Here is a 16069-nt window from a genome sequence, read left to right as displayed (position 1 = left end):
GTTTCTCACTGAGTAGGAGCACGGGGTAGATCGAGTCGGGTCTACCCTTTTCTTGCATTGTTTGCCATGCAGTCAGGAGGAACGTCAAAAACGGAAAGAGTGAGCAAATACCCTTATCATCCAAGCCGTTCATTTACACTTACAGACTGACGTTTAGCTGTACGTTTTAGTAAAGTCCCTGATGCTGTTGGCGAATGTACTACGAGAGATTTTTTTGTATTATCAAAACCTGAAAATTTGTCAATTCTAGGGAGTGGCTAACGCTGCAAATCGCGATGTCCGGGTTTGAGCATGCGGTGTTCCCTGCAACCATGAAACAATGCGTTTTACATTGATCGCAGTACTTGTGAGCACATGCTGCAAGCGCGTTTTAGCTAATCCTAAATAGCGAGATCGCCTCATTCCAAAGGCATTGACTCCTTGCGAAATAGTCCCTTCAATCCCCGCTCGCTTGTTATAAGTCTGTTGCCATTCTTCTGTATTTTGTTGCTTTCGAACCTCTTGCAATGCTTGATGTCTTTTTTTAGTGCGTAGGGTCAGAGACCTCGCTTCAGTGGGGGAACGAGTACATAAACCACGATGCTGACACAATCGACAGTCTGTCCGGGAGAACTTGACAACAATCACTCGGTTGCCCCAAGCATCTTTTGCTCCTTTCCAAGTTCGGCTTTTTTGCCTTGAGGACAAGTCACTCGTCGCGTATTCCAATTGATCTTGAATTGGTCTAAATCATATGCTTCAGGGGTTTTGGCTTGCCAACTTGAGTTGGGTCGTGTGGGGCCAATTAATGTCACTTCATATCGACTTTGGCTTGTTACAAGCAATTCACTATCAACATAGGCTGAGTCGACAATATGTTCACTTGGAAGTAAGTCTTTGAGTTTCAGTGCCTTGTGTACTTTTTCAGTCTGATCGACATCAGCAAGATGAGCATGGGTCGTCAGGACATTAGTAATCAGATGCATCTGATTCTCGTCACAGGATTCTGTTAAATGTACCTTGTAACCAACCCAGGTAGTGGTTCTCTTATTGGCATAGTGAGCCTCAGGGTCATAGGGTGAATCGAAGCGCTGACCTGCAGGAGGTAAATCCTTCGCGGGGCGAAGCCGGACTTTGCCGCGTTCAACGAAGTATTGATGGACCCAAGTCAGACGCATAATCTCAACAGTTTGAATCTGGCGCAGATGAATAGGAGTAGTTTCATCCCAAAGCTTTTCAAGCAACTGCATCCCATCCCTGCCAATCATTTCAGCGTGTTTTTGGCGTGCTGCTATTCCCTTAGGCAGATGATACTCTTCTACTGGTAATGCGTAACGGCCATACCAATCTTGTGGAACCCATTGCTGCAACCAATCAGGATCAATTCCAGCGATCTCGTTCAGCACCGCTCGCAAGGTTTCTCCAATACCTTCAAGTCGATTCAGCATCCGAATATGAGCGATGACATGGGTGGCGTCTGTTCGTTGCTTACCACCTGCTTTGAGCCATTCTTTCTCTTGGCATCGTTGCAACAAGAGATCGAGTAGATGCTGTTCCGTATGACTTTGGATAAGACGCTGACGGAATTCACATAGCACCGAGAAATCAAATCCTGAATCGGTTAATTCTAGTCCTAGCGCATATTTCCAATCAATTCGACTGCGGACAGCATCTGCTGCCTTCCGATCAGTCAGTCCTTCCATAAACTGCATGACACAGATTAGAGCTAAGCGCCAGGGACTAATAGCAGGTTGACCTTGAGCTGGATATAAAGCTGAGAAGTCTTGATCGGTGTAGATGGTTCCTATCTCTTCTCTTAAAGCCATGAACACATTGCCTTTAGGGAATGCAGCATGTGCAACACGAATAGTTTCTTCAGGTATAAAACCAGGAGCATGCGGTTGAAGTGACATAGTGTTGAGAGTTCTGATAACGATTAGTTTGGATACTCAACTAATTATCAGTGCTTATTTTTGTACTTTAGATAGCAAAGTGAAATCAGGTTTTGATAATACAAAAAAATCTCTCGTAGTACATTCGCCAACAGCATCAGTCCCTACACCCAGCACCATCATCGAACCCAAAATGGTCGAAGGTTCAGGAACGGTTGCTAGATAAGCCTGAGAATCCCCATCCGTGGGGTCAATGCCAAAATTGGAATCAACGATGCTCGTATTGCCAATGGTTTCCCACCCTGAAAAATCACCCGTTTCGAAACTACTATTCGATCCCACATTGACGTTGTCTACCAGCAAACCGGAACTGACAATTTGGTCTCCCACATCAACCACTCCCAACCCTAATGTGTAAGTTCCAGTGGTGGGAATTTCATAAGAAAAAGTGTTGTACCCCGTCTCATCATTAAATTGAGCATTATTTCCCAGTAGTGGAAAGCGCGAGTTCGTATCGGCTAAAGTCGATGTCCCTCCGAGGGGCAATACGGAGACAAAAGCAAAGTCATTAAATGGCGTATTGGGCGTGGCCTCATTGGTTAAAAAATTCCAATCAAAGGTGACGGTTTGCCCTGCAGAGGCCGAAAAAGTTTGCTTGATGGCTGAACCTTCAGTCGCATTACCATTCCCAAGACCATCGATCGTGCCAGAGGGTTGACCCAAAAAATTTTCTAACGCAGTGTCAGAAACAGGTTGTGCAATAGCGACGGGTTGAACCCCGATTATGGCAGTACCTAGAAACCATCCACAAGTTGGGGCTATTGTCGAACATAGTGCTAATTTCAGGTCCATCTGACTCTCCCCCAAATGCTTTAACGTTATCGACTGGCTATAAAAATATTGATTCCAATGTCGTTAGCATGAGATATTACTCTGCCGTGCTAGAAACTTTATTTATACCTCTTGAATCCTAAGAGATCGTTTTAAATTACTCCAAGAGATACTTATAAATTAACAATGCAAACAGATAGAACTATCGCCTCTTTTTTATTTCCATAGCATTTTAATTCAAGCTATAAAAAATTATTTTAACCGACAGCCTTCAGGACCCATTATTGAATTCAGTAGAGACCTTGACCATGAGGTCATAGCTACTATTCCACTCGTTATCTTCAATTTTTTACCCAGGAAACACAACAAGAAAAAGCTGCAGTGAGCAGACTTATCAACGCTCCATTGCCTTGACGGAAAACCAGGAAAATCATGCCGAGATAAACACAGTGAATGGTAGACCACTGACTGTATCGGAATAAGGCACAGGCGTTACCATGACTAAAATTAAAGGAGTCTTCTCTACCAGCTAAAATGCGCATTCGCCCGGCAACATCAGCAGACATTAGCCTGATTTATCAGTTCATTCAGCATAAAGCTGAATTTGATCGCAGTGTTGGCGCTTACCGTGGCACCCTACAAACGTCAGAAGCCAAAATTCGAGCTACCCTATTTGGTCCCACCCCTTTTGCCTACGTGCTATTCGCAGAACAACTAGGCCAGCCGGTTGGTTTTGCTCTGTATGGCTTTCGATATTCATCCTTTGCAGGTCAACCCAGCATTTGGTTAGATGACTTGTACGTTAATGCTGATTATCGCAGTCAGGGCGCAGGTGCCGCACTTATGCAGCAGTTAGCTCAAATTGCCGCTAGCCATAACTGTACCCATATTGGCTGGACAGCCGATGCCCGCAACCATCGAGGTCTCCAGTTTTATCATCGATTAGGGGCAGGAATGATCAAGCAGGAAGGAAATCGCTGTTTTTGGCAGTGGATATCTGCTGATTTTAGCAAGCTTATCAGCGACAATCAGCATCAGTCCTAGCGAATAGCCATGCCTTTCATTCCTCATAGAAAGCGTTATTTACCAATAATAGACCTCACCCTATATTTAAACTACTTTTTAGATCCGATTAGGAATAATCTGCATATTTTTTAGGTATTTAGCTCTTAAACATAGCCAGCATCCTGTATCAATTTGAATATCAAATGCTTTAAGTTGTGACCTAACAGAATATCCTCCAATCACAAAGAGAAAAATTTGCAACAATTGATTGAGAAAAAGCCCCTCAATCCAAACAGCCATCGTAGACTAACAATAATAAACAACGGTGTTTAGTTGTGGTGATGCTTTAAAATTCATGGAGAAGTCTTCACTACCGTCGTCTCAGCCTGCGGTTTTAATCGTTGATGACCAAATTCAGACGGTTCAAACCTTAGCCACGCTATTAGAAAACCATGGCTATTGGGTAACCTGTGCACTCAGTGGTCAGGATGCCTTAAAACGTTTAAATGCGAAGCAACCGGATCTTATTCTTTTAGATTTATTTATGCCAGAGATGGATGGCTTTGAACTATGTGAGCGGATAAAATCAAACTCAAATTTTCAAGATATCCCTATCTTATTCTTAACCGCCAGCCATGATGAAAAGCATATGGTTAAGGCTTTTGAAAGAGGCTCTGTAGATTATGTCATGAAGCCTTTTCAAGAGCAGGAAGTCTTAATGCGAGTGAATACCCATATCAACTTAAGACGGCAAAAAATAGAAATTCAAAAACTTCATGACCAGTTTAAAACCATTATTACCCATGTCCAAGATGGCCTTTTAGTGATTGATCAAGAAGGTATCATCCAGTTTGCGAATCCTGCTGCGATCCATATGTTCAACAAGTCCCATACTGAGCTGATGGGACACCATCTTGGCATTCCTATCGTTGAAAAGCATCTGGCTCAAATCGAAATTCTTAGATTGAATAATACCTACGGCATTGCCGAAATCACCGTCGCAGACGCTCAGTGGGAAGGACAACAGGCTTCTGTGGTTTGTTTGCGCGACATCAGCGAGTGTCCAGGCAAAGTAGATGCCTAAACACAGGTCGGGCAGAGGCTACACCTCCACTCGCTGTCCGGTTTGCACACGCCAGAGCTGGGCATAGACACCGTTATGAACCAGCAGCTCTTCATGTTTACCTTGCTCTACGATCCGGCCTTGCTCCATCACATAGATACAGTCGGCATGGCGGATGGTGGATAAGCGATGGGCAATGGCTATTGTCGTCCGATCCACCGTAATGCGATCTAAAGAGCGCTGAATTGCTGCTTCCGTTTCGTTATCGACAGCGGAGGTGGCTTCATCCAGAATCAAAATGGGCGGATCTTTGAGAAGCGTGCGGGCAATAGCCAGTCGTTGCCGTTGCCCTCCCGACAGCTTCTGCCCCCGTTCCCCCACAATGGTGTGATAGCCCTGAGGCAGTTGGGAAATAAATTCATGGGCCTCTGCATTTTTCGCTGCTTTTTCTACCTGGGCCTGATCGATCTGGGGTTGACCGTAGGCAATATTTTCGTAAACCGTGCCGTGGAACAGAAACACATCCTGGCTCACTAGACCAATGGCTTGGCGCAAATCCTTAAGCTGTAAGGTCTCAATGCCAACACCATCTAGGGTGATATCCCCCGTATGGGCTTCATAAAATCGCAGCAGCAGCTTCACCAAGGTACTTTTGCCAGATCCGGTGGAACCGACGATGGCAATGGTCTGTCCTGCTGGAATCGTCAGGGAAACATTATGGATAATCGGTAGCCCCGGATAGTACTCAAAAGACACATCCTTAAACTGCACTTCTCCTTTTACCTGATGGACGGGCAAATTCAGGTGCCCTGGATGGATTTGGATCGGCGTATCTAGTAACGCCATCACCCGCTGAATCGATGCCATGGCGCGCTGGTATTGATCGAGGGTTTCTCCCAACCGAGTCAGGGGCCAGAGCAGACGCTGGGTGAGAAACACTAAGACGCTGTAGGTCCCCACTTCAAGGCGATTGGCCATCACTTCCATGCCTCCAAACAGCATAATTGCCATAAACGCCAGCAAAATCAAAATCCGAATCAGCGGAATAAACGCTGCACTCAAGGCAATGGCCCGACTATTACTCTGGCGATAGGCGTCGCTATCGGTTCGCACCTGTTGGGCTTCAAATTCCTCTGCTGTAAAACTCTTAATCGTCACCATGCCGCTGAGGTTATTAGCTAGACGACCATTGAGAAAGCTGACCTTTTCTCGCACGGTGGAATAGAAGGGAGCCAGCTTTTTTTGAAATGCTACGGCCCCCCAAATAATGAAGGGGATTGGCAGCATCGCCATCCACCCCACCGTAGGCGCCAGGATAAAAAAGGCGCTGCTAATAATCACCACCGTAGTGATCACCTGGAGAATATCATTGGCCCCACCATCCAAGAACCGTTCTAGCTGGTTAATGTCATCGTTGAGGATAGACATCAATTCCCCGGTACTGCGGTCCTCAAAATAGGCCAGCTCCAGATTCTGCAAATGCTGATAGGCATCTAAGCGCAGGTCATGCTGCATGGTCTGGGCTAGGTTCCGCCACAGGCGGGCATAGGCATATTCAAAGACAGACTCCAGTCCCCAAATAATGGCGGAAATCACCGACAAGGCCACCAACTGCTGAAAGACATCGGTAATTCCTAGCGCCGCAATCAGAGAGTCCTGACGCTTGACCACAATATCCACGGCAGCCCCGATCAACACCGGTGGAGCCAGGTCAAAAATTTTGTTGAGGATTGAGCAGGCTGCTGCAGACCAAATTTGGGAGCGATAAACTCGGCCATACTTGAGCAGACGAGTCAGGGGATGCAGGGGCTTGGAGCCAGAAGAATGTCTTGTCATAGGTCAATTGGGAAACAGCAGTCATTGCTGAGATGCCTTTTCAGCGTACTGCTTTGCTGCTCTCCTAGGGCGAGTTATTCCAGATTCCTCGCATCAAGGCTGAAGTATAGGTAGGATTCAGTCCGACACAAAATTAGAAGTTCTGAGTTTTCAGTAATCGCTTGGTGTAAGCGCTTGCGTAATTGATAAAAAGTAGTTTTGCGGTTACTTTTGAAGGACCTTGCTAGCTAGTTTAGACAGAATGGACAGCGTTAAATTTCAAGGCATATCGTTTCGTGTGACCAATCCACCCCTACGCCCCCTCTCGATTCAAGCTCTATCAGCAGTAGAAGACCATCTAGGATTTTTATTTCCAGAAGATTATCGTCAATTCGTCACTACCCTCGGGCCAGGAATAACCAATCTAAGCATACAAATTTTTTCCCCACAGAGAATTGTAGACATCTTCCTGAGTGAAGTTCGTGAGAGATTGTCAGATTGCTGGTTTTGGGACAATAGCCCCAATGTGTTAACGCAGGCGCAAGCCGTTGAATGTGTCCCGTTCTTCGATAGCAATCTTGGTGATGATATTCTCTTTCATCCCTCTGACCCCAATCGCTGGTTTATCTTAGGCCATGAAGAAGAGGAAGTTGTTGTAGTTCAATCGTTCCAAGAACTCTTTGATTTTTATTTGAAGATATACGATGATTTGCAACCTCCCTATGAATTCGACAGCTACGAATAGCTAATCAGTGAGAGCCTGGGCAGCCCTTTTTCCTTCTACTTTGACGCTTTACCAAAAGCATATTCTTGGCACAGCGCTTGTTCCAATGCCCAATTGCATTACAGACGGTATATTCTTGAGCCTGACTTCAAATTGGCTTATGCTTTTGGCTTAAAGATGCTGTGGTTTGACTCCCTCAGGCTTACACATCTTTCGCATTAGAAATTCTATGGGGGAAGTAGTGATTTAGAGGTATTAAGGGTATGAATGGTGAAGCGAACTGGACGCCATCTGAAAACGTCGTTCGCCATGTGGGGAGTCCAATTATTCCAGATATGGAGTTTTTCGCGCCACCTCCACCCGAAATAGGTGAGATTCTTTCTGCAGATAGCTCCTTATCTCGTTCGAAACAGGCTACCCAAGCGCAAGAGCGAATCAAAAACTGTATGTTTTGGGCTGCTGGAGGAGCGGTGGGGGGCTGCGTTATTGCATTTTTGGCAGAAATTCCTGTCCTGATTTGTGCGCTGATCTGTACAGTCATCGCCGCTATCACGGGTTTCTTAGTCACCCAATATTTCTACCAATGCTCTTATGTGGGCGAGCATGGGATTGCCCTTTACAGTCTCAAAGGGAATCGTTCTGCCCCACCCAAAACCCAAATTTTTCTGTTTAAGGAGGGTCAGAATCTCTTTACTCAACAAACCCGGAATTACTACAACGGCGTCTATACCGGCACAACCTTCAACTATTGGTGGTCCCGGCTTTCAGGCCCAGAGTTTAGGATCAAAGGCGCTTACCGGAGTCAAAAGGGAACCCCACCCGCAGATAATTTGTACCACTTTGCCCAGGCGGCAGAAGGGCGATGGAGCACCTATCTTTTGCCTGTCATCAATGAACAGCTCAACCAACTAGGGTATATCGAGTTTCCCATCGGCAAGACCTTACGCATGGTTCGAATTGGACCTGGCTTTATGGAGTTTGTCGAAAAAGACGGTCCCCATAGAGTCGAAGTGGCTGATATGAAAGATATTCGCCTTGGAGGTGGCATCTTCCAGTTCAAGCATAAAGATGCCAGTTGGTGGTCTGGGAAAGGGAAGTACTCCTTCGGCTATGCTGCGATTCCCAATGCCAGGCTCTTTCTCATCTGCCTAGACAGATTAACAGGCATTCACTGGTAAGTTCTGCAGTAAAACCCGCTCCATTACAAACATAGACTCAACTTTCACCAGCATTTTGTGCCCAGGCTGCCATATCCAGAGAGCTTCAAAGTCCTCTGTTAAGGGTCAAGTTCTATGGCAAACCCTTGTCGTTTACTGTTGGCCCCACCAGCATGGAAATAGATGCCCCTGATGGCATACAAAATCTGAGGTTTAAAGATGAAACGATGTTTATCCTTACTTTTGGCACTTCCCATTGGCCTGACAGTATCTCATGCTGCCAAAGCGGAAACCATTGAGCTGAAAGTCTATCCCGTCAATGGCCCAGAGCAGGGCTGTCCGAAATCAGTTATTGCCTACCAAACGAGGCAACCCTACCAGGAGGGGGGATATGCAACGGATGGCATGGTGAGTCTGAGTGCGATCGCAACCCAAATCACCCTGGCCCCCAAACAGCCCTTTAGCGCAACCTGGATCGGCACTCTCAAGCCCCAATATCAAAACTGCGAAGGCACCGCTGGCATGTTCAAAATCGATGGGAAAGAGCATACCGGCCTTTCATTTATTCGGTTGCAGATGTTCAAAGGCAAAGCCAAAGTCATCTTAGATATGACGGGGATGCGAGACATTAATGGCTTCACCACCCAAATTATCAAGAGTGGTCTACGTCAAGGCAACCCCCGATGGACGTGGGGTGGCACTGATTAACCGTCAGACTTGCATAACCCCCCTTCAATCTGAATTCGAATATTCTGCTCGCCTTGCAGGGCGAACAGAAAAAACTCCCTTCAAGATCTGGCTTGAAGGGAGGCATAACGCTTAAATCGGTTAAAAGCTGGCTTGTGCCGCCATGACGCTGTAAACCACATAGGCAATCAGAGAAGCGGCCCCTACTACAGCACCTAGCACCAATACTCCATCTTTTGAAACAGGCATAAAACTCTCCTTGTCTTATTGAGAAAAATGAAATTAAATAGACACAAAAAACCCGCCTCAGATAAACTGGGGCGTTCCATTCAACGCAAGAGAATTGTTCTCTTATCATCGATTGGATTTGAGAAATCGGTAATTAAATCTGAATTGTCATAGTCACTAATCCCTAACCGAAAACTATTTAAGGTTTCGGTCTTATAGGGCTTCAGGCATTGTAGATCTAAACGAGACGGGTTGAAATCATTATGGCAGCCAGAGGACTCAACATTCAATGTTATTCCCACGAGTCCAAGCCGTCGAAGTCATTCGATAGAAAGGCTTATAGTAAAATCTATGTCCCCTAAATCGAGGGGGTGAGGAACATGATAAGATTTCTCAACTTGGCAGGCCGACCACCTCGTTTTTCACAGATCAATACGCTTGGCAACCTAGAGATAAATTTCTATTCAAAAGTTATTACCAACGGGAGTCACACCTCTCTTGAGGTAATAATTCCGACAACTGTATCGTAGAATCAGGCATTGCAGTAATCGCAAGATTTACGTCGCTTTTCCGGCTTACAAATAACGCTATTTTTAGTGTATTTCTCAAGCGCAATCTCCACGAATGGAAGCCCCAATAATCCTTTAAATCAGCTGACAAATCAGATCGAAACGAAAGTCTTGAACTAACTGTTCTAGCTTTACTTTTAAGGCTAGATGTTGCTCGGGGATCTCTTCCAACAGTTGATGGACACCCAGTTGATCTAAACATTGAGCCGCCTCCTGCAATTGCGTTCGCCACGTCGCGGGCATACAGTGCAAGCTGATCTCTTGCGAGGTAGTTTTGCTATGACTGGGCTGATCAGGTGTCACAACCTCGTATTGGACCCCTAAATGCTCTGCGATTTTGGCGTAAATTTGTTCAATTTGGTAGGGTTTAGCGACAAAATCATCACAGCCCACCCTTAATGCTTCTTGCCGATCTTCAACAAACGCATTCGCGGTCAGCGCAATAATAATCGGAGGCTGAGGTCGGGCTTTAATCTGTTGCGTTGCAGCCAAGCCATCCAGAACTGGCATTCTCATATCCATCCACACAAGATGGGGTTGCCAAGACTGAACCAGTCGCACCGCTTCTTCACCATTGGCAGCTTCAGCCACTTCAAAGCCGACGGATTGCAGCAGTTGGGCTAGCACGGCACGACTGTCCCACTGATCTTCTGCCACCAACATGCGGACAGGAGCTTGACCTGGGGCTAATCCTTTGATCTGTGGAAAAACCTGGGAGGGGACCGCACTGCCAATTTGTTGGACTTCAATCCAACAGGTAAACGTACTGCCTTGGTCAACAATACTCTCGACGGTAATATCGCCCTTCATCAGCCGAGCAAACTTGCGACTCAGAGCCAAGCCTAACCCCGTTCCCATTTGCGTTATTCGTCCTGAAGCAGTCTGCACAAAGGGGGTAAAAAGCTGTTCAATTTCCTCGGAGGCAATCCCTAACCCCGTGTCTTTAACGGCAAAACGCAATTGCATCGGGCTAGATGAGTCTGAAGCGGGATAAATCGCATCCACCGTTAAGGAGACATAGCCCTTTTGCGTAAACTTAATGGCATTACTGAGGAGATTCATCAGAATTTGGCGCACCTTCCCAGCATCGACCTCAATAAATTGAGGTAGGGCAGGACTATAGACAAACTCGAACCCGAGCTGCCTAGCGGTTGCTTTGAGCTCCATCATCGCCTTTACACTGTCCAGCAACTCCCGCAACTCAATCGGAATCTGTTTTAAGGTGCTAAATCCCGCCTCAATTTTCGACATCTCCAAAATGTCGTTAATCAGCGCCAGTAAGTGAGTGCCACTTTGGTTAATGATGTCGAGCTGTTTTTGCTGGTGTGGAGGGATTTGTGGGTCTTGCTGCAAAAGCTGGCTAAATCCCAGAATGGCATTGAGGGGCGTTCTTAACTCATGGCTCATATTGGAGAGAAACTCACTTTTAGCTTGATTGGCAGCCGCAGCTAAATCAGCCGTGCGTTGGAGTTGAATACGTTCAAAGGTCTGTACCCGCCATAACAAGATCAGCATGGCCACGATTAAGCCGACCAACACCATCGCAATTAGATCTAGGAGTTGTAGCTGAGACTCGATATTGCCTTGGGGAATCACTAAGGCGATCGACCAGTCGGCTTCCGTTAAGGGCAAGTAGGCGATATATACAGCCTGATTATTAATCCGAGTGAGTTCAATCCCTTGGGAACGAGCCACCATCCGCTGTGCGATCGCAGCTAAGTTTTGATCCTTAGCATCCAATAAACTGGTGGGGTTTTGATCATTAATCGTACTCATCAATGACTGATCAGGATGGACAATGGGCATGCCTTCGGAGTTCAGGGCAAACGCATAGCTACCCGTTCCATACTCCAATCCTTGAACCACCTCCACTAACCGATCAATATCGATCAGCCCTGCTAACACACCTACGATAGGGCTATCCTGTTGGGCCGATTCCTGAATGGGCGTCGTTACCGCCACAATCGTTCCTTCAGCCGTCCGAGAAATGACCGGATCGGACATATAGGTTTGCCCTTTCAAAGAAAGTTGGACATGTTTACGGTCCTTAAGATTTTTCCCTATAGCTTTTCCTCCTTTGGTGCTGTAGTAAGACCCATCAGGAGAGATCATCGATAAATAGTAAAAATGCTCGAGGCGCTGTTTCTCTGGTTTGAGAAAAGGTCCCACCGTTCCCCAATCCATCGTCCGCAGGCTAGGGGTATTGGCGAGGGTGGCGGCTTCGGTTTTACGCGCCACCAACCATTGATTCAACTCCTGGCTCCCCTGCTGGACTTGAAGTAGGACATTATTCTTGAGGTTATCTAACAATAATTCTCGAACGGTCCGATAGCTATAGTAGGCCGCAACACCAACCAGGAGGGTAATCCCGCTAATGAGAACGCGCCCCCTTAAACGCCGCTTGTTCTGGGGAGACTGATTCTGAGAAGGAGGAGAGGGAACAGACAATTGGGGAGGGGAAGTATGGGTGACAATTGATGACTAGGCGAAAGATACACCATCCATCGTTTTTTCTGCTGAACTCCCATTTTATTTAGGATTCCCGCTAAAAAGGTAGGTTATGATATCACTCAGCATTTTTTACAGCCTAGTGAGGCATTTTAAGATTTGCTTAACCTCAGCTGATGAATACTCCTGCCCATATTGTGCTCAATCTGCTGTGCTTGGGCCGCCACCGATCCACCAACTTAGTCACCTCAATTATTGTGGGTGGTGTGTTACCAGATGCGCCCATGTTCGTTTTCTATTTTGTGGAAAAGGTCATTCGGGGGAGTTCTGAACCCTATATTTGGGGACAAGCCTACTATCAAATCCATTGGCAAAACTTTATTGATATTTTCAATTCCTTACCCATCATGGCGTTCGGTTTTTTATTCGCCTTCTGGGCCAGCTCTCAAGTCGGCATGCTGCTATTTGCCAGTATGGGCTTACACGCATTGGGGGATTTGCCCCTGCATCATGATGATGGTCACCGTCACTTTTTCCCGTTCTCCAACTGGCGGTTTGAAAGTCCAGTTTCTTATTGGGATCCTAACCATTATGGTGGCGTGGTTACTCGCCTAGAAATCTTGGCTGTTTTAAGCAGCTGTGTGGTGCTGTTTCGCCACTATCGATCCCTGAAAGGTCGCATTGCCTTAGGAATCCTTGGGGCTTTATATGGGGCTTATTTTATCTATGTATTTACGGTCTGGACTTAGGTTCAATGTCACCGTTTTCCACAGGTGCAATAATATTGCCCGTTGCTGGAATCTTGACCAGATAGAGTTTGTAAGGATTGGAATCCTGCCTGGCTTAGTAGTTTTTCTACGGTTTCCACGTCATACCCTGTAAATCCTTGCTGGATTAATCCTTGTTCTTCCAGAAAGTCTTTGGTGTTGTAACAAACGACCACTGTTCCTGACGGTCTTAACACGCGATAGCATTCTTGAAACACAGTTTGAGCATCCGGCCAAAAGTAGAGGGTATTGACCGTACAAATGTGATCGAACTGCTGGTCAGGAAAGGAAAGATGGTTGGCATTGCCTTGCTGAAGGGATAGTTGGCCAGACTGGATATATTGTCGTAGTTTTTTCTGTGCAACTTTCAAAGCATCTTCAGCATAATCAACGCCCACAACCCTCTCTGGTAAACCTGTTTGTAGGATTCGAGCTAACAAGCTCCCACCACCAAACCCGATTTCAAGGATGCGATCGCCCTGACGTATCGCCAGTTGCTCAAAGGCCAGTTGATGCATGCCTGCATTTTCTCGATTGAGGAGCCGCAGCAGCAGCCGTCCACAAAAGCCAGAGGGATGTCCGAGTTGTTTGGCCACAAAAGCCTGAAGAGAAGACTGCATGGCACTCTTAATCCCGACAAAAGGCCCATTCGGTGTCCTTTGAAAGACTAGGGTTAAATGCATACCCTTCTACATCGAAGGTTTGCAGTCTTTCGGGGGCGGTGATGCGGTTTTGGATGGCGTAGTTTACCATCAGCCCTCGGGCGCGTTTGGCATGAATTCCAATCACTTTATAGGTGCCATTCTTATTTTCTTTAAAGGCAATATTGAGGACCTTGCCTTTGAGATGTGGAGGCTGAATTGCCTTGAAATATTCCCCTGAAGCTAGGTTCACTAGGGTCATCTCTGGGTCTAAATCAGCATTCAGTGCGTCCGTAATTTGAGTGCCCCAAAAGTCATAGAGGGTTTTGCCTTTGTCTGTCTGTAGTTTAGTTCCCATCTCTAACCGATAGGGCTGAATCAAATCCAGGGGCTTGAGGAGACCATATAACCCGGACAGAATACGAAGATGAGTCTGGGCAAAGGAAAAATCCTCTGACGTGTAAGTATCGACCTCAATCCCGTTATAGACATCTCCTTTAAACGCTAAAAGAGCTTGCTTGGCATTGTCCTGGGTAAACGAATCCTGAAAGTCTTGGTAGCGTTGCCAGTTGAGATCGGAGAGTTTGGGGCTAATTTTCATCAGCTTACCCAACTCTTCAGGACTATAGTCCCGAAGCTGTTGAACCAATGTTTGGGTTTGCACAGACTGAGCAGGGACCGTGTAGTCGATTGCAGGGGGCGGATCAAAGTTTTGCGTTTTAGAGGGGGAGATGATCATTAACATGGCGCTACTCCTGCTGGCATCGGGACTGGCGCTACACGCGCATCTGACAATTTACCACGGCAGATTTATGAGGCGGATCAGCATCTGATGTTTTATACCTAAAATAAATGGAGCGAATTAATAGGTGCGATATAGTTTTCGCTGGAGCCATCGCAATCCTAACCATCCCAACCCACTGCCGACAAAATAGTAGGGAAAGTCCGTCCAGCTAAAGGTAGTGCCTAAAACCAAGCGTCCTGGCAAAGTGGCTCGAATGGCCTGTAGCCAAGCCGGTTGCCACAGCTGTAAAAATTCCACTCCACAGGTGGCTAAACAGACTGCGATCGCAATTTTTCCAGGAGAGACCGCAGGCCAGATATAGGCCGCCAGCAAAACAAAGAAAATCTCATAGGGAACCCCGCCGAACGTATTATTAAGCCATGACTGTCCTGGTCCCTGGTAAAACTTAAGGGCCAATCCCAAGGGCACAATCACCGCCATACAGACAGCCAATGCTTGGCGATAGGGACGATAGGGTGGGGTTGGTCGTTTAGACATGACAATCAACGCTCCGAGTGACGCTCGCGTAAATCCAACCTAGGATGACTTTACCCATTGATTGAGGGCTGCGATGACTGCCTTACTCCCTGCCATCCTGCCAGTCAGCCTTATTATCTGCATTGGTTATCTAGCAGGCAAAACCCTAAAGCTGGACTACCAAACCTTATCCCATCTGGCCATCTATATCCTGGTCCCAGCCCTGATTGCCAGTAGCCTCTATCGCAATACCTTGTCCCTCCAGAGTGCAGCAGGGTTGATTGCCGGATATCTGCTCACCACCCTGACCCTAGCAGTGATCGTTCTGCTGATCAGCCGAGGGTTAAAACTTTCCCTCCCGGTCAAAATGAGTCTGCTGGCCACCACCCTCTTTGGCAATGTCGGTAACCTGGGTTTGCCGATGGTCTCCTTTACCTTAGGGGCAGCGGGATTGGAGCGGGCGATTATTTATCTCATTTCCGCCGCCATTTTGATGGCAGGGGTAGGACCAGCGTTACTGAATACATCAGGGCTTCGTGCTGGTCTTGTGCTAACCTTCAAACTACCACTATTTTGGGCCATGCTGGCCGGGTTACTGCTCCAGGTCTCAGGACTTCAGCTACCCTTCCGTCTCGATGAGGGAATCGCCATGTTGGGGAATGCAGCCATCCCTATTGCCCTCGTCACCCTAGGTATGCAGTTGGCCCAAAACCCACTACAAATTGGCCAGTATGAACTGATGGCTGCCAGCCTGCGGCTGCTCCTCGCGCCTCTGATCGCCCTAGGCATCGGCACCAGTCTACGACTCGCCCCTCTAGATTTACAGGTGCTTGTGCTTCAAAGTGCCATGCCCACTGCCGTCAATACCCTGATTTGGGTCAATGAGTTTGGTGGAGAGCCCGCCCGGGTTGCCCGCTCCATTATCGGCTCCACCTTACTCAGCCTGGTCACCTTACCCATACTGTTGGGGCTGATCCCATCGATCAGTCCTTGAGGGGCAAA

At 47.0% G+C, this 16069-nt stretch carries 13 protein-coding genes and 1 pseudogene; 7 read left to right on the top strand and 7 right to left on the bottom strand.

Annotated elements, in window-relative coordinates; all coding sequences use genetic code 11:
• Positions 1 to 246: 246 nt before the first annotated feature.
• Positions 247 to 1892 (bottom strand): annotated as a pseudogene (locus tag ON05_RS10085) (IS1182 family transposase).
• A gap of 54 nt (positions 1893 to 1946) precedes the next feature.
• Positions 1947 to 2723, bottom strand: coding sequence for a PEP-CTERM sorting domain-containing protein (locus ON05_RS10080; RefSeq protein WP_010470242.1), 777 nt, complete (start codon positions 2721 to 2723; stop codon positions 1947 to 1949).
• A 513-nt stretch (positions 2724 to 3236) separates the two neighbouring features.
• On the opposite strand from ON05_RS10080, the gene ON05_RS10075 reads away from it, so the two are divergent.
• Entirely contained in the window at positions 3237 to 3746 is a 510-nt protein-coding gene (locus tag ON05_RS10075; protein WP_010470243.1) for a GNAT family N-acetyltransferase, read from the top strand.
• 316 nt (positions 3747 to 4062) lie between these two features.
• A complete protein-coding gene (locus ON05_RS10070) occupies positions 4063 to 4791 on the top strand; it encodes a response regulator (RefSeq protein ID WP_010470245.1) in 729 nt (242 codons plus the stop codon).
• Between the two features lie 18 nt (positions 4792 to 4809).
• On the opposite strand, the gene ON05_RS10065 is transcribed toward ON05_RS10070, so the two are convergent.
• Positions 4810 to 6606, bottom strand: coding sequence for an ABC transporter ATP-binding protein (locus ON05_RS10065; RefSeq protein WP_010470246.1), 1797 nt, complete (start codon positions 6604 to 6606; stop codon positions 4810 to 4812).
• Between the two features lie 241 nt (positions 6607 to 6847).
• On the opposite strand from ON05_RS10065, the gene ON05_RS10060 reads away from it, so the two are divergent.
• The 3 genes from ON05_RS10060 to ON05_RS10050 all read left to right on the top strand — a co-directional run bounded on the left by ON05_RS10060 (position 6848) and on the right by ON05_RS10050 (position 9174).
• A complete protein-coding gene (locus tag ON05_RS10060) occupies positions 6848 to 7330 on the top strand; it encodes an SMI1/KNR4 family protein (protein ID WP_010470247.1) in 483 nt (160 codons plus the stop codon).
• 242 nt (positions 7331 to 7572) lie between these two features.
• Positions 7573 to 8487: a hypothetical protein gene (locus ON05_RS10055; protein WP_010470248.1), complete on the top strand. Its 915-nt coding sequence runs from the start codon at positions 7573 to 7575 to the stop codon at positions 8485 to 8487.
• 198 nt (positions 8488 to 8685) lie between these two features.
• Positions 8686 to 9174: a hypothetical protein gene (locus ON05_RS10050; protein ID WP_010470249.1), complete on the top strand. Its 489-nt coding sequence runs from the start codon at positions 8686 to 8688 to the stop codon at positions 9172 to 9174.
• Positions 9175 to 10025: 851 nt separating this feature from the next.
• Here ON05_RS10050 and ON05_RS10045 read toward each other — a convergent pair.
• Positions 10026 to 12398, bottom strand: coding sequence for a hybrid sensor histidine kinase/response regulator (locus ON05_RS10045; RefSeq protein WP_010470250.1), 2373 nt, complete (start codon positions 12396 to 12398; stop codon positions 10026 to 10028).
• A gap of 176 nt (positions 12399 to 12574) precedes the next feature.
• Here ON05_RS10045 and ON05_RS10040 point away from each other — a divergent pair, with 176 nt between their 5' ends.
• Positions 12575 to 13147, top strand: coding sequence for a hypothetical protein (locus tag ON05_RS10040; protein ID WP_010470251.1), 573 nt, complete (start codon positions 12575 to 12577; stop codon positions 13145 to 13147).
• Between the two features lie 8 nt (positions 13148 to 13155).
• Here ON05_RS10040 and ON05_RS10035 read toward each other — a convergent pair whose 3' ends face one another.
• From ON05_RS10035 to ON05_RS10025, 3 genes are all read right to left on the bottom strand, one after another.
• Positions 13156 to 13785: a class I SAM-dependent methyltransferase gene (locus ON05_RS10035; protein WP_010470253.1), complete on the bottom strand. Its 630-nt coding sequence runs from the start codon at positions 13783 to 13785 to the stop codon at positions 13156 to 13158.
• Between the two features lie 7 nt (positions 13786 to 13792).
• Positions 13793 to 14551 carry a peroxide stress protein YaaA gene (yaaA, locus tag ON05_RS10030; RefSeq protein ID WP_010470255.1) on the bottom strand — a complete coding sequence of 253 codons (759 nt, stop codon included), beginning with the start codon at positions 14549 to 14551 and terminating at the stop codon, positions 13793 to 13795.
• Positions 14552 to 14668: 117 nt separating this feature from the next.
• Positions 14669 to 15088 carry a DUF2809 domain-containing protein gene (locus ON05_RS10025; protein WP_010470257.1) on the bottom strand — a complete coding sequence of 140 codons (420 nt, stop codon included), beginning with the start codon at positions 15086 to 15088 and terminating at the stop codon, positions 14669 to 14671.
• Positions 15089 to 15161: 73 nt separating this feature from the next.
• Here ON05_RS10025 and ON05_RS10020 point away from each other — a divergent pair, with 73 nt between their 5' ends.
• Positions 15162 to 16061 (top strand): AEC family transporter, encoded by a 900-nt coding sequence (locus tag ON05_RS10020; RefSeq protein ID WP_010470258.1) that lies wholly within the window; start codon positions 15162 to 15164, stop codon positions 16059 to 16061.
• Positions 16062 to 16069: the final 8 nt, after the last annotated feature.

The organism is Acaryochloris sp. CCMEE 5410, assembly GCF_000238775.2.
Classification (GTDB): Bacteria; Cyanobacteriota; Cyanobacteriia; order Thermosynechococcales; family Thermosynechococcaceae; genus Acaryochloris.
The sequence above is the reverse complement of the archived record's forward strand: the minus strand, read 5'-3'. Positions and strand labels throughout refer to the sequence as shown.

Excerpts from the sequence above, each read along its gene's own strand:
- ON05_RS10080 (WP_010470242.1), bottom strand. The coding sequence starts at position 2,723 with ATGGACCTGAAATTAGCACTATGTTCGACAATAGCCCCAACTTGTGGA.
- ON05_RS10075 (WP_010470243.1), top strand. The coding sequence starts at position 3,237 with ATGCGCATTCGCCCGGCAACATCAGCAGACATTAGCCTGATTTATCAG.
- ON05_RS10070 (WP_010470245.1), top strand. The coding sequence starts at position 4,063 with ATGGAGAAGTCTTCACTACCGTCGTCTCAGCCTGCGGTTTTAATCGTT.
- ON05_RS10065 (WP_010470246.1), bottom strand. The coding sequence starts at position 6,606 with ATGACAAGACATTCTTCTGGCTCCAAGCCCCTGCATCCCCTGACTCGT.
- ON05_RS10060 (WP_010470247.1), top strand. The coding sequence starts at position 6,848 with ATGGACAGCGTTAAATTTCAAGGCATATCGTTTCGTGTGACCAATCCA.
- ON05_RS10055 (WP_010470248.1), top strand. The coding sequence starts at position 7,573 with ATGAATGGTGAAGCGAACTGGACGCCATCTGAAAACGTCGTTCGCCAT.
- ON05_RS10050 (WP_010470249.1), top strand. The coding sequence starts at position 8,686 with ATGAAACGATGTTTATCCTTACTTTTGGCACTTCCCATTGGCCTGACA.
- ON05_RS10040 (WP_010470251.1), top strand. The coding sequence starts at position 12,575 with ATGAATACTCCTGCCCATATTGTGCTCAATCTGCTGTGCTTGGGCCGC.
- ON05_RS10035 (WP_010470253.1), bottom strand. The coding sequence starts at position 13,785 with ATGCAGTCTTCTCTTCAGGCTTTTGTGGCCAAACAACTCGGACATCCC.
- yaaA (WP_010470255.1), bottom strand. The coding sequence starts at position 14,551 with ATGTTAATGATCATCTCCCCCTCTAAAACGCAAAACTTTGATCCGCCC.
- ON05_RS10025 (WP_010470257.1), bottom strand. The coding sequence starts at position 15,088 with ATGTCTAAACGACCAACCCCACCCTATCGTCCCTATCGCCAAGCATTG.
- ON05_RS10020 (WP_010470258.1), top strand. The coding sequence starts at position 15,162 with ATGACTGCCTTACTCCCTGCCATCCTGCCAGTCAGCCTTATTATCTGC.